The sequence below is a fragment of the Synechococcus sp. WH 8101 genome (assembly GCF_004209775.1).
GTDB lineage: Bacteria > Cyanobacteriota > Cyanobacteriia > PCC-6307 > Cyanobiaceae > Synechococcus_C.
The window spans coordinates 1,659,427-1,674,213 of the sequence record NZ_CP035914.1; the positions used below are offsets into that span (position 1 = coordinate 1,659,427).

At 54.7% G+C, this 14,787-nt stretch carries 17 protein-coding genes and 2 pseudogenes; 6 read left to right on the top strand and 13 right to left on the bottom strand.

Translation table 11 applies throughout. The features are described 5' to 3' along the window. The first annotated feature begins 356 nt into the window (after nt 1-356). Nucleotides 357-1,361, top strand: a complete 1,005-nt coding sequence (locus tag SynWH8101_RS08725; protein WP_130129433.1) for an IS5 family transposase — start codon at nt 357-359, stop codon at nt 1,359-1,361. A gap of 298 nt (nt 1,362-1,659) precedes the next feature. On the opposite strand, the gene SynWH8101_RS08730 is transcribed toward SynWH8101_RS08725, so the two are convergent. The 7 genes from SynWH8101_RS08730 to SynWH8101_RS08770 all read right to left on the bottom strand — a co-directional run bounded on the left by SynWH8101_RS08730 (nt 1,660) and on the right by SynWH8101_RS08770 (nt 5,044). Further along, nucleotides 1,660-1,938, bottom strand: coding sequence for a Nif11-like leader peptide family RiPP precursor (locus SynWH8101_RS08730; protein ID WP_130129015.1), 279 nt, complete (start codon nt 1,936-1,938; stop codon nt 1,660-1,662). Nucleotides 1,939-2,117: 179 nt separating this feature from the next. Then, nucleotides 2,118-2,384: a Nif11-like leader peptide family natural product precursor gene (locus tag SynWH8101_RS08735; protein WP_130129434.1), complete on the bottom strand. Its 267-nt coding sequence runs from the start codon at nt 2,382-2,384 to the stop codon at nt 2,118-2,120. Between the two features lie 318 nt (nt 2,385-2,702). Continuing rightward, nucleotides 2,703-2,981 (bottom strand): Nif11-like leader peptide family RiPP precursor, encoded by a 279-nt coding sequence (locus tag SynWH8101_RS08740; protein ID WP_130129435.1) that lies wholly within the window; start codon nt 2,979-2,981, stop codon nt 2,703-2,705. 514 nt (nt 2,982-3,495) lie between these two features. Continuing rightward, nucleotides 3,496-3,738 carry a Nif11-like leader peptide family natural product precursor gene (locus SynWH8101_RS08750; protein ID WP_130130444.1) on the bottom strand — a complete coding sequence of 81 codons (243 nt, stop codon included), beginning with the start codon at nt 3,736-3,738 and terminating at the stop codon, nt 3,496-3,498. Between the two features lie 396 nt (nt 3,739-4,134). Further along, a complete protein-coding gene (locus tag SynWH8101_RS08760; RefSeq protein WP_130129436.1) occupies nt 4,135-4,365 on the bottom strand; it encodes a Nif11-like leader peptide family natural product precursor in 231 nt (76 codons plus the stop codon). Nucleotides 4,366-4,439: 74 nt separating this feature from the next. Beyond that, nucleotides 4,440-4,691 (bottom strand): Nif11-like leader peptide family natural product precursor, encoded by a 252-nt coding sequence (locus tag SynWH8101_RS08765; protein ID WP_130129437.1) that lies wholly within the window; start codon nt 4,689-4,691, stop codon nt 4,440-4,442. An 83-nt stretch (nt 4,692-4,774) separates the two neighbouring features. Next, a complete protein-coding gene (locus SynWH8101_RS08770) occupies nt 4,775-5,044 on the bottom strand; it encodes a Nif11-like leader peptide family RiPP precursor (RefSeq protein WP_130129438.1) in 270 nt (89 codons plus the stop codon). Between the two features lie 310 nt (nt 5,045-5,354). On the opposite strand from SynWH8101_RS08770, the gene SynWH8101_RS08775 reads away from it, so the two are divergent. Both SynWH8101_RS08775 and SynWH8101_RS08780 read left to right on the top strand, forming a co-directional pair. Next, nucleotides 5,355-5,726 (top strand): multidrug efflux SMR transporter, encoded by a 372-nt coding sequence (locus SynWH8101_RS08775; protein ID WP_130129439.1) that lies wholly within the window; start codon nt 5,355-5,357, stop codon nt 5,724-5,726. Continuing rightward, entirely contained in the window at nt 5,726-6,076 is a 351-nt protein-coding gene (locus SynWH8101_RS08780; protein ID WP_130129440.1) for a multidrug efflux SMR transporter, read from the top strand. Before SynWH8101_RS08775 ends, SynWH8101_RS08780 begins: the two co-directional genes overlap by 1 nt. On the opposite strand, the gene SynWH8101_RS08785 is transcribed toward SynWH8101_RS08780, so the two are convergent. From SynWH8101_RS08785 to SynWH8101_RS08795, 3 genes are all read right to left on the bottom strand, one after another. Then, nucleotides 6,053-7,201, bottom strand: a complete 1,149-nt coding sequence (locus SynWH8101_RS08785; RefSeq protein ID WP_130129441.1) for an aromatic ring-hydroxylating dioxygenase subunit alpha — start codon at nt 7,199-7,201, stop codon at nt 6,053-6,055. The two genes, SynWH8101_RS08780 and SynWH8101_RS08785, sit on opposite strands and share 24 nt — an antisense overlap. A 769-nt stretch (nt 7,202-7,970) precedes the next feature. Further along, complete coding sequence (locus SynWH8101_RS08790) at nt 7,971-8,246, bottom strand: Nif11-like leader peptide family RiPP precursor (protein WP_130129442.1); 276 nt, start codon at nt 8,244-8,246, stop codon at nt 7,971-7,973. A 198-nt stretch (nt 8,247-8,444) separates the two neighbouring features. After that, the gene (locus SynWH8101_RS08795; protein WP_370586982.1) at nt 8,445-8,849 is read right to left on the bottom strand and encodes a Nif11-like leader peptide family natural product precursor; all 405 of its coding nucleotides are present in this window, start codon (nt 8,847-8,849) and stop codon (nt 8,445-8,447) included. On the opposite strand from SynWH8101_RS08795, the pseudogene SynWH8101_RS08800 reads away from it, so the two are divergent. Next, nucleotides 8,788-9,000, top strand: a pseudogene (locus SynWH8101_RS08800) (DNA-3-methyladenine glycosylase); the annotation flags it as partial. The gene SynWH8101_RS08795 and the pseudogene SynWH8101_RS08800 sit on opposite strands and share 62 nt — an antisense overlap. Nucleotides 9,001-9,325: 325 nt before the next feature. Here SynWH8101_RS08800 and SynWH8101_RS08805 read toward each other — a convergent pair. Beyond that, nucleotides 9,326-9,574 (bottom strand): Nif11-like leader peptide family natural product precursor, encoded by a 249-nt coding sequence (locus tag SynWH8101_RS08805; protein WP_130129444.1) that lies wholly within the window; start codon nt 9,572-9,574, stop codon nt 9,326-9,328. 98 nt (nt 9,575-9,672) lie between these two features. On the opposite strand from SynWH8101_RS08805, the pseudogene SynWH8101_RS14645 reads away from it, so the two are divergent. Further along, a pseudogene (locus SynWH8101_RS14645) lies at nt 9,673-9,951 on the top strand (DNA-3-methyladenine glycosylase); the annotation flags it as partial. Between the two features lie 35 nt (nt 9,952-9,986). Here the strand turns inward: SynWH8101_RS14645 and SynWH8101_RS08815 are convergent. Further along, nucleotides 9,987-10,886, bottom strand: a complete 900-nt coding sequence (locus SynWH8101_RS08815) for a hypothetical protein (RefSeq protein ID WP_130129446.1) — start codon at nt 10,884-10,886, stop codon at nt 9,987-9,989. 314 nt (nt 10,887-11,200) lie between these two features. Further along, on the bottom strand, nt 11,201-11,488 hold the full coding sequence (locus tag SynWH8101_RS08820) for a Nif11-like leader peptide family natural product precursor (protein WP_130129447.1): 288 nt from the start codon (nt 11,486-11,488) through the stop codon (nt 11,201-11,203). Between the two features lie 108 nt (nt 11,489-11,596). Here SynWH8101_RS08820 and SynWH8101_RS08825 point away from each other — a divergent pair, with 108 nt between their 5' ends. Then, nucleotides 11,597-14,785 (top strand): type 2 lanthipeptide synthetase LanM family protein, encoded by a 3,189-nt coding sequence (locus SynWH8101_RS08825; RefSeq protein ID WP_130129448.1) that lies wholly within the window; start codon nt 11,597-11,599, stop codon nt 14,783-14,785. Nucleotides 14,786-14,787: the final 2 nt, after the last annotated feature.

Consider the following 14,787-nt stretch of genomic DNA (forward strand, 5'->3'; position numbering starts at 1 on the left):
CATGGCTGACCTTCAGCCTGGTGTCAGCAGGATGTGTTGAGAATGACTCAGTAACTACGTTCAGAACCACCACGACTGCCCATCTACTTCTGCCTCTGCTCTAAGTAGGCGTCTACATCAGGTGGCGGTGAGATTTCGGCGAGCCAACGGCATCCGTGATGGCGATGGAAAGCGAAGTTGTTGGTGAATGTTTTGAGAGAATAAGGATAAAAGAAGAGAGAGATATTGAAGATGATTTTGGTGTGCCCAGGATTTTTGGTTTGGTGTTCAGTGCCTCCTTGGGTCTAGGGAGACTCTGGAAAACCAGGGCCATTCGCGGGACAATGTCCCTGTGATCGCAGGCCAGGACTGGGTTGATGGGCGGCAAACAGCTCGGCTTCTTGGATTACGAGCTCACCACGGCCAAGAAGCAGACCAAACGGGAGAAGTTTCTCTCTGAGATGGAGGTGGTGGTGCCATGGCAGGCGCTGATCGACTTGATCGAGCCCCACTACCCAAAGACGAGCAAGAAAGGCGGTAGGCCTCCCTATCCGTTGGCCACCATGCTGCGGATCCACCTGTTGCAGCAGTGGTATTCACTCAGCGATCCGGCCATGGAAGAGGCCCTGATCGAGGTGCCCACCATGCGCCGCTTTGCCGGCATCGAGTTGATCAGCGACCGGATCCCTGATGAGACGACGATCCTGACCTTCCGCCACCTGCTGGAGAAGCACGATCTGGGCCAGCAGATCTTTGAGACGGTCAAAGCCCATCTCAGCACAAGGGGCATGACGATGCGCCAAGGCACGATCGTCGATGCCACCTTGATTGCGGCACCCAGTTCCACCAAGAACAAAGAAGGGAAGCGCGATCCCGAGATGCACCAGACCAAGAAGGGAAACCAGTGGTATCACCGCTGCGCGGAAGGCTGCGCCTACGGGATGAAAGTCCATATCGGCGTCGACAAGGACTCCGGCCTGATCCATTCAGTCGTCGCCACAGCCGCCAACGTGCACGACCTCACCCCAGCGGCTGAGCTGTTGCATGGCGATGAGGAGGTCGTCTACGGCGACGCCGGCTACCAGGGCATCACTAAACGACCTGAAATGGCGGGCCATTCAGCAGTGTTTCGGGTGGCGATGCGACCAGGCAAACGCCGAGCGCTACCTGACACTCCAGAAGGAAGGCTTGAGGATCTGATCGAGGCTGCAAAGGCACACGTCCGCGCCAAGGTTGAGCACCCATTCAGGGTGATCAAACAACAGTTCGGCTTTCAAAAGACCCGACTGCGTGGCCTGGCCAAGAATCGATGCAAGATTAATGTGATGGCCGCACTGACCAATCTGTTTCTCGCTCGTGGCCATCTACTGGCTGCAGCATGAACACAGAACTGGTGTGGCTGTTGGGATGAACAGGGTGCCAAAAGAGAAGGCAAAGAGCCCGTAATCAGCTATCCAGGGGCTGATTCAAGTCTCAATGCAACACAAAGGCCACGTCAGACAACTTTTGGCGGCCCCGCGCCGCTCAAACCGGCGTTGCCCAGAGCTTCCCTAGTGTCAGGCTGCGTTGATGGAAATGGAGCCAGGTATTGGAGGCTGGATGAAGGATCTTTGTGGGCTATTGAAAAAATAAAACGCCCCTGACGCTACAGGGGCTCTTGTCATCTTTATACCACGTCTTCTAATGACAGACAGATTTCATGGCCCAGGTCGCGAGAAAGTTTCCGCCTCTATGAACGTAATTGTAGGTCTCATTACATTCACCACCAGCCACACCTTCCAACTCCTCTTCTGAAATCTCTGCCTCAGCTCTCTTCAGCTCTTCAACAGAAATCCCAAAGCCAGCAGTCTTAGCAATCGCCACCACGGCATCGGCATCACCTGCCGCTTTTAGCTTCTCCTGAAGACCTGCATCAGCCTTGACGGCTTTCAGGAAAGCCTTGAGTTGCTCATCTGACATTGTTTTGAGAGGGAGAAGTGTGAAATTCCATTATAGCTTATCTGTCTTCAGGAAGCGTTGATGACGAAGGCGCCAGAAATTGGCGACTAAATGAAGGGTCTTGGTTGGATATTGAAGAAATAAAAAGCCCCTGAGTTCTGCAGTGATTTGGGGGAAGAAGGTGAAATGCGACCCTCCCGCTAGATTGGTCCTGACGCAGCTCTACCGACCTGATCCACATCAATCCCATAAATCCTTGCGCAGCCCACCCCCCCAGCCACGCCTTCCAATTCTTCATCCGAAAGCTCTGCCTGAGCTTTCATCAGATCATTAGCAGAAATTACAAAGCCCGCAGCTTGAGCAATCGCCACCACGGCATCCGCATCTTTTGCTATCTTTAGCCTTTCTTGAAGACCTGCATCAGCCTTGACGGCTTCTAGGAACGCTATGAGTTGGTCTTCTGACATCGCTTTAAGTGGGTGAGGTGTATTTGCTTCAATTTTCTCGCAACTCCAGTCTGATGTCAGAAGGATTTAATTCGTCCCAGCCATTGGCTGCTGCACTGGATATCTAGTTCCTACCTGAGGATGATAGATCTTATTCTAGTGTGTCTTGAGTTATTTTGTGAGCGCTGAACACCTTATTGGTCCTGTTGAAAGGTAGCTCTGATAGCGATGCTGCCAGGTATAAGATGCTGGTTCATTGGCTTGTACGCATTATTGATGCAATGAAAAGCCCATGCGATTACAGAAAAATCCGGAACAAAAGATTCATGGATTTACCATCTAGAGACACATGATATAGGTGCAAAACAGAGAGGGCATTTTACAGAGTGGGCCCATAGTAGCTCCTCCAGATCTGCCCTGACCCCCAGCCACACCTTCCAGCTCTTCTTCTGAAACCTCTGCCTGAGCCCTCTTCAACTCATCAGCAGAAATCGCAAAGCCCGCTGCCTTAGCAATCGCCACTACGGCATCAACGTCTGTTGCCGCTTTTAGCTTCTCCTGAAGACCCGCATCAGCCTTGACGGCTTCCAAGAATACCTTGAGTTGCTCATCTGACATCGCATTGAGTGGGGGAGGTGTGATGACCTCAATTATCGCTCAACTCCAGCCTGGTGTCATCATGCCACTGGGGCTCAAGGATGCTGAAGCGATTAGTTGAGACAAGAGGTGCTAAAAGAAGCAAGAGAAAAGGTGTCTCACCAGAACAGCAACAACTGCCTTGTGCATTTGATTGTCGCCTCAATCAAATCCCTGACGACTGGCACCAGATTGCGTTGAAGTTTCGCAGGGCGAATGGCATCCGTGATGGTGATAGGGAGCGAAGTATGTGGTAGCTGCGTTGAGGAAATAAGGGTAGGAGTAAGGAGAAAAGCTTTGAGGATTGCCTTGGTGTGCCTCGAGTTTTTGTTGCGATGCACTGAGTGTCTTAATGGGACTGTCGTTAGGCAGCAGTGATGGCAATGGTGCCAGGTATTGGAGAGTAAATAAGGTTTTTCTGCGGGATATTTAAGAAACAGAAGCCCATGCGTTTGCCGGGACTTTGGGTGTATAGCCTCCCTTTTCTCCCAGTCTATTATACAATCGAATAGTTGTGTTCTTTTCCACAATATATTGGCATGCCCCCAGCTACGCCTTCCAACTCCTCGTCCGACAAGTCCGACTGAGTCTTCTGAAGCTCCTCAGCAGAAATCACAAAACCTGCTGACTTGGCAATCGCCACCACCGCGTCCGCATCTGCAGCAGCCTTCAGCTTCTCCTGAAGCCCTGCATCAGCCTTGACGGCTTCCAGGAAATCCTTGAGTAGCTCTTCTGACATTGTTGTGAGGGAGCGAGGTGTGGTGACCTCCATCATCGCCCAAGCTCTGTCAGGTGTCAGCAGGATTGCATAAGACCCAGCCAAAAGCAGCCACTCCCATAGCCACCACGACCTCCCAGCCTCCCCCAATCTTTCTTCTCTCACCCCGCGGAGCTGGTGGCTGCTGAACTGCTCGGCTGCTTGTTGGTGAAACGCCAATTGGACGGCAGCTTGCTAAGGAACGTGGTGGTGGAAACGGAGGCTTTAATCACGATCTGCGATTCAATCCAATAGCTTGCTAAGTACTCAATCATCTTTGCATATAATCGAGACATCTACTGTGCGAAGGTAATTCATCACCTCGTTTCCAGGCGAGCCCACATGAGAAGCGCCAAGTAATTCCATGTTACGGATCTGTTATTTCACGTTCCTGGGTAGTATGCCATTCATGCCCCCAGCTACGCCTTCCAACTCCTCATCTGAAAGCTGTGCTTGAGCCTTCTTCAGCTCCTCAGCGGAAATCACAAAGCCTGCAGCCTTGGCAATCGCCACAACGGCATCAGCATCTTCAGCCATCTTGAGCTTATCCTGGAGACAAGCATCAGCCTTGACAGACACCATAAAGGCCTTGAGTTGCTCTTCTGACATCGATGCGTCTGAGAGGGACATCATTGATGCCATCATGACACATTTTCAGCCTCGCGTCAGATTCAACAATCGCGTCAGATGCATCCATCCCTTCCGTTGATCATCGCCCTGTGGCTAGCGCCACCGGCCACACCCTCGAGCTCTGAGTCTGAAAGGCCCTCCGGGAATAGATAAGATTCTATGATTGCATCAGCAGAAATCAAAAAGCCAGCTGCATGAGCTATCGCAACCACAGCATCAGAATCGGTTGCTGCATTGATTTTCTCCTGAAGGCCGGCATCAGACTTGATAGCAGCCAAGAAAGCGTTGAGTTGCTGCTCTGACATATGGCAGGTGGATAACAGAAATCAAACCTAGAGGAGCACGTCTATGCTTGCAAGAGAGATGCGATGAGGCATCATCATCTAGCTCAGAGGCATCCATTGGGCACAACCTGCCGATTGGTATGCACAGGGGTTCCAGGAGGGAACCAAGTGCCACCAACAACTTGCTCTAAATCGGCTTCAGACAACGTATTCCATGCCTGCTGCAAAGCGTCGACTGAGAGAAAGAAACCCCTATCTCGTGCCAAGTCACCCAGCTCCTGGAACGATTGGAGACGACTCACCTGTTGACGCAAGTCAGCGTCCGATTGGATCACCTTCAAAAAGTTCTGCAGATCGGTGTTGCCGCTGTTCATCTCAGCAATCTGGTCTTACTAAATTTTAACAGCCTGGACCATCATCAGGCTACACGTGGCTGAATGACCTGGAGCCGTTGGCGTAGTGGAGAAGCTACGGCAGCAGGAATTTCAGTGATGGCATTCTAGAAAAGCCATAACAATCTTCATGGTTTCAAGAGGGATCACAACGTACTTACGGCCAAGACCTAGAAATGCGACCCTTGAAGTCGGGTCGATCGGCTCTCTCTAAAGGGTGTTGTCGGGTCACATTATTTGGCAATCAATCGGCGAGGGCTCGCATGTAGGATCGAGAGAAATATCTCTGTCTATGGAAAGCGAGCCACAGATCCAGCCGCATGCGAAGCGCCGTTGGGGTGCATTAATCGAATTGTTTCTAGCAATCGCAGCGGAGCAGATCGGCACCTCAGCGATGAAGGCATCGAATGGCTTCACGCAATTGCCACTCACCGTGTTGGCTCTTGCAGGCTACGCCCTGTCCATGCTGTGGTTCGGGAGAAGCATGCGTGTGCTGCCCATGGGATTCGCCTATGCCCTTTGGGTTGGTATCGGCATGGTGGTAGCAAGTATTTCGGGGATTGTTCTTTTTTCAGAGGTCTTAACACCTTCTGTGGTCATTGGCTTGATATTCGTTTTTGCAGGAATTCTTGTTTTAAACTCAAGCCAACAGGAGGCCGTCTGATGTTAATTGGCTACGCCGTTCTGATTGCCGCCATTCTTTTTGAGAATCTTGGCACGGCCGCATTAAAGGGTTCCAATGGATTCAAGAGACCAGTGCTGGGTTCAGTTGCGGTCTTGGGATACATCCTGTCGTTCGCTTTTATGGGGCAGGCCTTGGCAAGGCTACCCCTTGCCATTGCCTATTCCATTTGGTCTGGCCTCGGCATGTCTGTTGTGACCCTGACGGGAATTCTCGTTTACAAAGAGAAATTTGGATGGAAAGTTGCTCTTGGCTTGCTTCTCATCTTTTCGGGTGTCGTGATCTCAAACTATCCGGGCTTGGTGGAGTCAATGCCAGGAGTCGCCAGGTGATTTGGGGTTGTTCAGCTCAGGGATGAGTTGTCTGAGCATGTCGTGGTGTTCTCGCAACGCTTTTTCAGAATCCCCGAGCAGCCCATGATCCCAGTATTTTGAGGCAGTAGCTTGATAGTGAAGCTCGCAGACATGTTTGTCCTCCAACATCACCTCCGCGTCAATGGCTGTGGATGTTTTTCTAGCGAATGTCATGCTCTCGCTTTCTCCGTCGTACTTGTAAGTCGCTCCCGTCATCACCGAGGTCTGCACGTCGAGCGGAATGGAGCGGTAGAAGCCTGCTGATTCGGGATAAAAGACGAGGACTGAAACTGGAAATAGCCCAATGTAAAGCCAGGCTTGTGGAATGGAACGGAAGGGGTCCGGATGTTGTTCCACCAGCTCTCGATAGCGCTGATTCAACTCTCGCCTCGATGGGTTCTCGTTGAAGGGACCTCGGATTCGATGCGTTCCATTAATCCATGGGCCTTCCTCGTAGCGGCGTCCATAGAGATCAGTGAGGCCAGGATGGGCAGTGGGGCAGTGGTAGCACTCGTTGTCCACATCCACCATTGCTTTCCAGTTCACCGGTGTGATCGGGCTGGTGTAGAGGCCATCCGTTGGTTCGAGTGATTCCAGCGGGTAAACACTGAGCTCGTCCTCATGACGCGCCATCATTTCAGCGATCGAGCTCTGCGGGCCAGGTTCAAAGCGCAGAAAGAGGAAGCCTCGCCAAATCTCCAACTCCAAGGGCTTCAGCGCCCAGGTGTTGCTGTCCAGGTCAGGGAATTTTTCTGGCTGGGAGACTTTCTTAAGATCTCCTTCCAATGTGTAAACCCAGGCATGGAATGGACACATGATGGCGCCACGACAATGCCCCTGATCCCCTTCCACCAGCCTTGAGCCGCGATGCCGGCAGGTGTTGTGAAATGAGCGAATCACGCCGTCCTGCCCCCGCATCACCAGGGCTCGTTCACCCAACAGGTCAAAGCTGAGCCAGTCTCCAGGCTGCTTGAGATCGTTGACGTGACCGACGACATGCCAATGATTAAGAAAAACCTTCTCTTTCTCCGCGTCCAGTAGCGATGCGCTTCGGTAGCTCCAGGCCGGGAGTCCGTCGCGATTCCAGGTGTTTGCTGATGTCATGGTTCGATTCGACTCAACTCTTGGTAGCAAGCGCGGAGCGGATTGACCTGATCAGAGGCGCGGGCCCGGTCTCCCAGCTGCTTCAACTGCAGCCGTTGCTGGGTTGTGGTCATGATCACCTCACAGCGCACGCCTCAAAAGCTAACCCTTAGTCAACTCATTGGATTAGTCACACTGGTGGGTACGCAACCCCCTTGTTCAGACCAGCCAAGCTGGGCGGCAACGTGCCATAGAGATATTGATTAATCGCTGGGGTGATTGACAGAGCCATCGCAACGGGACAAGACGGTTAATAGCTTCAGCATTCTATCTGCTGGCACAGGTACCGTATCAATGGGTCGAGTGGCTAAGGGGACTGGCTTGCCGTTGCTTGCCATCCTCACTTCGGTGCTTTATAACCACTATAGAAGATTGGATGTCTCTCCCTACTTCATAACGCAGTTGTAAGCCAAAGAGGGAAGATAGAGCCACACACTATAGAAACTCACCATGCCCACCTCGAATACCTGGATGCGTTGACGCACAAAATCTGCGTCTAAGTAGCGGGCAAAGAAGGGATTGCTCTTAAGCGAGTTCAAATTGTGCTGGGATCTGAGTTGGGTGGCTCTTATTTGACAGCTCATATAAAAATATATTAGCCAACATTGCCTCCGGAATTGGTTATCGCCTCCCCTTAGCGACCCGCAGATGACATACCGAAGAAGTAACTAATGAAACTAAATACGCAGGAAAGCAAGAAACATTGCACCAGAGTCTAAAATCAGATACCTCAACAACTATGTCCTGTTTGTCTACAATTTGCGTAGTACTGATTGGTAATACCAAATAAGACCTTTTTCCAATCCCATCCTCCACCAGCCACTCCTTCTAACTCCTCCTCTGAAACCTCCAGAGAGCTTTTAAGCCCCTCAACAGAAATTACAAAGCCCGCAGCCTTGGCAATCGCCACCACGGCATCAGCATCCGCAGCCGTCTTTAACTTCTCCTGAAGTGCCGCATCAGCCTTGACGACACCCAGGAAGGCTTTGAGTTGCTCTTCTGACATCGCTTTGAGAGGGTGAGGAATGGTTAATTTTATTATAACCCATCCTCAGCCTCGTGTCAGCAAGCATTCGGCAACGCAAGCAGCAAGGTTCGCTTCGGCGCAATGGTGTCTGGTATTGGAGGTCGTCTTTAGTACTTCGAGGGTGGTTGAAGAAACAATAAAACCCTCTGCAAGCGCAGGAGTTTGTGCAGGCCTATGTCAATGACTACAAGGTTGTCCATTTCCTTGGCCGGGGTGAAACACACTGTAAATGTAATCGGCCATCCCAGTCATGAAAGCATTGCAACCACCAGCCACGCCTTCCAGCTCCTCCTCTGTAACCCCTGCCTGAGGCTTCTTCAGATCTTCAGCAGTAAACACAAAGCCCGCAGCCATCGCAATCGCCACCACAGCATCAGCATCAGCATCAGTAGCCGTCTTCAGCTTCTCCTGAAGACCTGCATCAGCCTTGACCGCTTCCAGGAAGGCTTTGAGTTGCTCTTCTGACATTGCTTTGAGTGGGCGAAGTGTAATGAGTTCCAGTATCGCCCACTTCAGCCTGATGTCAGCAGGATGGCGTGACAACCAGGCAACAGCAGCCACTCCCATAGCCACCACGACCATCCAAGACCTCCCCTCCCTCCCCCAAGCCTTCTTCTCTCGCCCCGCCCAGTTGGTCGCCCCCGACCTCATCGGCTGCCTGCTGGTGAAACGCCAAGAGAGTGGCGAGCTGCTCTGGGGCGTGATTGTGGAAACGGAGGCGTATTCCCATCAATCAAATCCCTGACGAGTGGCATCAGGTTGCGGTGAGATTTAGAAGAGCCAATGGCATCCGTGATAGCGATAGGGAGCGAAGTTATTGGTGAATGCGTTGAGGGAATAAGGATAGAAGTAGGGAGAAGAAATATTGAAGATGGTTTTGGTGTGCTCTGGATTTTCGGTTTTGCGCTCAGCGCCTCGTTGGGTCTGTTGTCAGGCTGCGTTGATGGCAATGGTGCCAGGTATTGGAGACTGATTTGCTGGTTTATTGGTGTGTCTGAAGAAATAAAAAGCCCCTGCGACTGCAGGGGCTTTAGAGGATTAGGATCGGATCCTATAGCTCAATCTATTCGCCTGCCTCCTTTAGAACAGGCCAGCCAATCGAAGGCACCACCACCAGCCACGCCTTCCAGCTCCTCATCGGAAATCTCTGCCTGAGCTCTCTTCAAATCTTCAGCAGAAATCACAAAGCCCGCAGCCTTGGCAATCACCACCACAGCATCCACATTTTCTGCTGCCTTCAGCTTTTCTTGAAGACCCGCATCAGCCTTGACGGCTTCCAGGAAAGCCTTGAGTTGCTCTTCTGACATCGCGTTGAGTGGGCGAGGTGTGTCTGGCTTCAGTATCGCCCAGTCTCAGCTTGGTGACAGCAGGATGGCATAAGACGTAGGCACGAGTAGCCACTCCCATAGCCACCCAGCCCATCGCCAAGGATTTCCCCGCTCTCCCCCGCAGCTTCTTCTGCCGCCCCGCCGAGCAGGTCGCCCCCGACCTGATTGGCTGCAGGTTGGTGAAACGCCAAGCCGATGGCGAGCTGCTCTGGGGTGTGATTGTGGAAACGGAGGCGTATTCCCAAGACGACCCCGCCTGCCACGGCTATCGCCGCCGCTCCCCCAGCAACGAAACGCTCTTCGGTGAGCCAGGGCGTTTCTATGTGTATGTGAGCTATGGCATCCACCACTGCGTGAAATGAGTGCTTGATCGCCAAGCACCCGTCAGATCTCATTGGATTGGCCGATCCAACCGCTGCTGGCACAACCATCTCAGGCGATCCATCGCCTGTTCACGCAGAAGCAGCTCTGGTCGATGGTCCAGGTGGTGCTCAAGCTCGCATGCGCGCAGCATCACCAAATCCAGTGCGAGGCGTGCATCTGTTTCCGATAACGCGTTGGTGTAGGTCGTCCAACGCCCTGATGCCGATTCAGTAGCCAGACAGCGGCCAAACAACTCCGCATGAAACCGACCCAGTGCTGCCACCATGCCCATGCAGTCGGCGATCAGTTCATCCAACAGGTTGATGCGCATCTGACTCAGCAGGCGTTTGGTGGCCAGATGGGTGAGCTCATGCTCCAGGCGCAGGTTGGATGAGGCCTGCAACCATTCGGCCTCTGTGAGATCTCCAGGCACATCGCTAGCCTGCACCGAGCCATAGGGCGCATCATGCAGAACGATCAGCCGCGCTCTGCTCTGGCGGCCGAACGCTCGAATCAAGCCCCAGTGAATCAGGCCACTCACTGCCTGAGCATGCACGCCATCAACCAGCTTCGCGGGTTCGCCGCGATGAGCCAGGGCACGCACCAACAGCACAAAATCAGCCCAACTGGGCGTCTGCACTACAGGCATGGCGCCGCAAGGATGCGGTGCGATCCAGAAACGCAACGCCTCTGGATCGTGCCAGTGGGGAGGTGCATCAACGCCTGCGATCAAAGCCTGATCCACGCTCTCCCCACGGAGCACCAAAGCCTTGTAGAGATCGCTAGAGCTGATGCCACTCTGTTGCGGCAAAAGCAACTGAGGCAGCCCGCTTTGCAGAAGCTCCAACACGCTCTGGCCCTGCAACACGCCATCCAAAGCATCAGCGGTGAGGTTGCTCCACCACGCCAACTCCGGGGGCTGAGCCAACGGAAACGCCGGCCAGGCTTTTGTTGCATCAGGAAATCCTTCGCAATAGCTGGCAAGCGTGGAATGGATCATCCCAACCAGGATTCTCAGCTCGCGGTGGAGTGATCGAGAGCGACTACAGCGTGAAGTTGACCATTCAGATCACCCATGAAGCGGAAGAGAACAAGGGCAGGCGCGAAAAGAAAATTAGAGAATAGGGCTCGTGAGCTTGCGAAATACTTGATCAATATCGTATCGCCTGCAAGGAAGCAAAACTCAAAGCCATCCTTCTACGTCCCGAACCCTTTATTTCAAATATAAATGCGCCGAGAGAATCAATGAATAATGGTCTCTGTTCCGGGCTCGCCAATGACGCAAGGGTTCTTCGTCATATCGCACATAAAAGTTGGGCCAAATGGATCGCCGCCGCCTGCAACACTCTCGAGTTCTTTATCGGTCAGCCCACGAGAGACGTTCAGCAATTCAGAGGGCTCAATTGAAAATCCCGCCGCCTTGGCGATCGACACAGCTTCCTCAGCCGTCTTGGCCTGCGAAATTCGCTCTCGAAGGCCTGCATCGTCACGACAGGCATTAAGGAAGGATTTGAGTTGATACTCGGTCATTGAAAATATAGAGCTACCATTCTTTTTAAGCTGTCTACTAAGGATTGTCAACAGTCGGTCTCAACAATCGGGGTAGGATTGACCACTCAACAGGAATAACTCGGCTTCATGGCCTGGACCCAACAGTGGCTTGAGCTCATCGCTCCAGACGAGCCCCACAAGCTCGAGCGACGCCTCGCCTGGGACCAGTGGGCTAACAGCAACGCCTTTGCGGAGTGGCTCTCGGCTCCACCGCAGATCGAAACCAACCAATCCAAAGCCTGGCAAGAGGCCCTGACCCATTGCCAGGGATGGCTTCAATGCGCCTGGGATCAGCCCCTCCAGCCGGTGCAGGCCAGCGAACAGCGGCCCTTTGTCGACCTTTGGCTGCCAGTTCGGGATGGCGCCGCAGCAGAGCTGCGTGCAGCGCTTGAGCGCAGCGCTGGGCTTGATCGCATCGGCCCCAACGTGGTCGATCAACTGGCCGACTCCCTGCTGAATCGGCTCTGCGCCATCGGCGAGCAGGTGCTCTGGGATCAGTTCAACACGGGCCGCACTCCTGGAGCGATGCTGCTCGCCCATCTGGGGTCTGCAGGTGATGGAGAAGGGCCGCCGGTGCGAGAGCTCTACACCCGCTTCATCACAACGCACCGGCGCGATGGCTTGCAGAGCCTGCTCACCACCTTCCCCGTGTTGGGGCGCTTCATCGGCACGGTGGTGGCCCTCTGGCATCAGGGCAGCCTGGAGATGCTGGAGAGGATCCAACAGGATCGCTCCATCCTGGCCGAGCATTGTTCGATCCCTCGCGATTGGTGCCTGCAGGCGGTGCAGCAGGGCCTCAGTGATCCCCACCGCGGTGGTCGCGCTGTGGCCATCCTCAGCTTCACATCACCGGATCGCAGCAACAGCCATCGGTTGGTCTACAAACCCAAAGACATGGGAGTGGATGCGGCTTACCAGGCCCTGATTAAGGACCTCAATGCCAACTCCGAGCTGCCTCCCCTGCGCAGCCTCGTGGTGCAGACCTGCGATGGCTATGGCTACATGGAGTATGTGTCCCACACCCTCTGCACCAACGCTGAGGAGCTGGAGCGCTTCTACCGCAACGCCGGCCGACTCACCGCCCTGCTGCACCTGCTCGGCTGTACCGATTGTCACCATGAAAATCTGATCGCCAGCGGTGATCAGTTGGTGTTGATCGACACGGAGACCCTGCTGGAAGCTGACCTTCCCGATCACATCCAGGCGGCTGCTGAGGCAGCAGAACACCAGGAGCCCTCAGGCCTGCAGCAGCGCTTTCGGGGCTCCGTGCTCAGATCCGGTCTGCTGCCCCAGTGGTTGTTCATGGGCCAGGCCAAACAGGCCATCGACATCAGTGCCCTTGGCATCGCACCTCCCGCCAAAGAGGAGATCACGATGGCCGGCTGGCTTGGGATCAACAGCGACGGCATGATGCCCGGCCGGATCAACCGAGCGGCCGAATGCCCCACCAGCCTGCCGGTGGGCTTTGGCCACAGCAATCCGTTGTCCGACCATCTGGAGCCGTTCTGCGCCGGTTTTCGGCTCCAGGCTCAAGAGTTGCTGCAGCTGCGCGAGCGTTGGTTGAGCCCAGACAGTCCGCTGGATCGTTTTGAGGGCCTGCCGCGCCGGATCGTGTTGCGGGCCACGCGGGTGTATTTCGCCCTGCAGCGGCAACAACTCGAAGCCTCAGCCTTACGGACAGAAGAGGCCCAGGCCCTGCGCCTCGAGCAACTGGGCCGCAGCTTTCTTTTAGCCGAGAGCAAACCGCTGCACTGGCCAGTGTTTGCCGCCGAGCGCGAGCAAATGCAACGGCTGGATATTCCATTCTTCACGCATCCGATCGATCGCGATGGCCTGGAACTCGACGAGAAAGGCTCGCTGCTGCCGGGGTTCATCGAAACCAGTGGCCTGGCCTCCGCACGCAAGCGGCTCAGGGCCTTCAATGCAGCCGAAATCGACTTTCAGGAGCGCTTGATTCGTGGTGCCGTGCAGGCCCGCATTCTCAAGCAACGGCAACAGGTCAGTCCATCGGAAGGCATCAATCAACAAGAAGCCCCCCCCCATCCGGCTCCTGCGATCACAGCGGTTGAGGCTGCCACCACCATCGCCCAGACGCTCCTAGATCTTGCGATCCGAGATCCACAGGGGCAGATCGAGTGGTTGGGAATGGATCTCGGTGCCGATGGTGAGAGTTTTTCGTTTGGGCCGGTCGGTCTCTCGCTCTACGGCGGTTCGATCGGCATCGCTTGCCTGTTGAAGCGGCTCCAAGCCCTCGGCACCGCGCCAGCCAAAGTGGAGGCGATCCAAGCGGCGATCCTCAAACCACTGCATGACCTTGTGGGTCAAGCCCATGGCGATGGGCTGAGGCGCTGGTGGCGCGACCAACCCCTGGGCCTGAGTGGCTGCGGCGGCATTCTTCTGGCACTACTCGAGATCGGGGAAACCGAGTTGGCCGCCCAACTCCTGAAAGGAGCCCAGCCCCGCTTCATCGAGGCCGATCAGCAATGGGATGTGATCGGCGGCTGCGCAGGTCTGATCGGACCCTTACTGCAGCTCCGATCCACAGCATCGATTGAACTGGCTGTTTTGGCTGGCGATCGGTTATTGCAAGCCCAGGATGCCAATGGCAGCTGGCGACTGTCGACGCGCCACTCCGGACTGCTGGGGTTCTCCCACGGCACTGCGGGCTATTCCGCCGCCCTGGCGCGGCTCCATCAGGCCACAGACGAGGAGCGCTTTCTAAGGGCAGCACGCCAAGCCGTATCCCATGAGCGAGGCCATTTCCACGCCGATGTCGGCAACTGGCCCGATTTTCGCGGCCAACAGACATCTGCGGAAGGACCCTCTTACATGGTGAGCTGGTGCCATGGCGCACCCGGCATTGCTCTCGGCCGCGCCTGTCTCTGGGGCACCGAACTCTGGGATGACCAGTGCGCTGAGGAACTCAGCATCGCTCTTGAAACCACAGCATCGATCAAGCAAATTAGGATGGACCATCTCTGTTGCGGCTCCCTCGGCTTGATGGTGCTGCTGCGCGATCTGGCCCAAGGGCCCTGGCCGCTGAGCGAACGCGTCCAACAGCTGGCGTTGGCCCAAGCCAGGCAGATCCAGGAGCAGGCGCTGGATCGATGCCAAGGCACGGAACCACAGCTGCGCTGCTTTGGCACCCAGGAAGGCAACCTGGTCTTGCCAGGCTTCTTCACAGGATTGAGCGGGATGGCCTTGGCGTTGCTGGATGATCGCGACTCACAATGTGCAATTAACACACTCTTGAGCGCCGGCCTACTGAAAAAGTAAAG

Bases quoted from the DNA above. Each gene is read 5' to 3' on its own strand.
- SynWH8101_RS08725 (WP_130129433.1), top strand. From the start codon at position 357: ATGGGCGGCAAACAGCTCGGCTTCTTGGATTACGAGCTCACCACGGCC.
- SynWH8101_RS08730 (WP_130129015.1), bottom strand. From the start codon at position 1,938: ATGTCAGATGAGCAACTCAAGGCTTTCCTGAAAGCCGTCAAGGCTGAT.
- SynWH8101_RS08735 (WP_130129434.1), bottom strand. From the start codon at position 2,384: ATGTCAGAAGACCAACTCATAGCGTTCCTAGAAGCCGTCAAGGCTGAT.
- SynWH8101_RS08740 (WP_130129435.1), bottom strand. From the start codon at position 2,981: ATGTCAGATGAGCAACTCAAGGTATTCTTGGAAGCCGTCAAGGCTGAT.
- SynWH8101_RS08750 (WP_130130444.1), bottom strand. From the start codon at position 3,738: ATGTCAGAAGAGCTACTCAAGGATTTCCTGGAAGCCGTCAAGGCTGAT.
- SynWH8101_RS08760 (WP_130129436.1), bottom strand. From the start codon at position 4,365: ATGTCAGAAGAGCAACTCAAGGCCTTTATGGTGTCTGTCAAGGCTGAT.
- SynWH8101_RS08765 (WP_130129437.1), bottom strand. From the start codon at position 4,691: ATGTCAGAGCAGCAACTCAACGCTTTCTTGGCTGCTATCAAGTCTGAT.
- SynWH8101_RS08770 (WP_130129438.1), bottom strand. From the start codon at position 5,044: ATGAACAGCGGCAACACCGATCTGCAGAACTTTTTGAAGGTGATCCAA.
- SynWH8101_RS08775 (WP_130129439.1), top strand. From the start codon at position 5,355: ATGGAAAGCGAGCCACAGATCCAGCCGCATGCGAAGCGCCGTTGGGGT.
- SynWH8101_RS08780 (WP_130129440.1), top strand. From the start codon at position 5,726: ATGTTAATTGGCTACGCCGTTCTGATTGCCGCCATTCTTTTTGAGAAT.
- SynWH8101_RS08785 (WP_130129441.1), bottom strand. From the start codon at position 7,201: ATGACATCAGCAAACACCTGGAATCGCGACGGACTCCCGGCCTGGAGC.
- SynWH8101_RS08790 (WP_130129442.1), bottom strand. From the start codon at position 8,246: ATGTCAGAAGAGCAACTCAAAGCCTTCCTGGGTGTCGTCAAGGCTGAT.
- SynWH8101_RS08795 (WP_370586982.1), bottom strand. From the start codon at position 8,849: ATGGTCGTGGTGGCTATGGGAGTGGCTGCTGTTGCCTGGTTGTCACGC.
- SynWH8101_RS08805 (WP_130129444.1), bottom strand. From the start codon at position 9,574: ATGTCAGAAGAGCAACTCAAGGCTTTCCTGGAAGCCGTCAAGGCTGAT.
- SynWH8101_RS08820 (WP_130129447.1), bottom strand. From the start codon at position 11,488: ATGACCGAGTATCAACTCAAATCCTTCCTTAATGCCTGTCGTGACGAT.
- SynWH8101_RS08825 (WP_130129448.1), top strand. From the start codon at position 11,597: ATGGCCTGGACCCAACAGTGGCTTGAGCTCATCGCTCCAGACGAGCCC.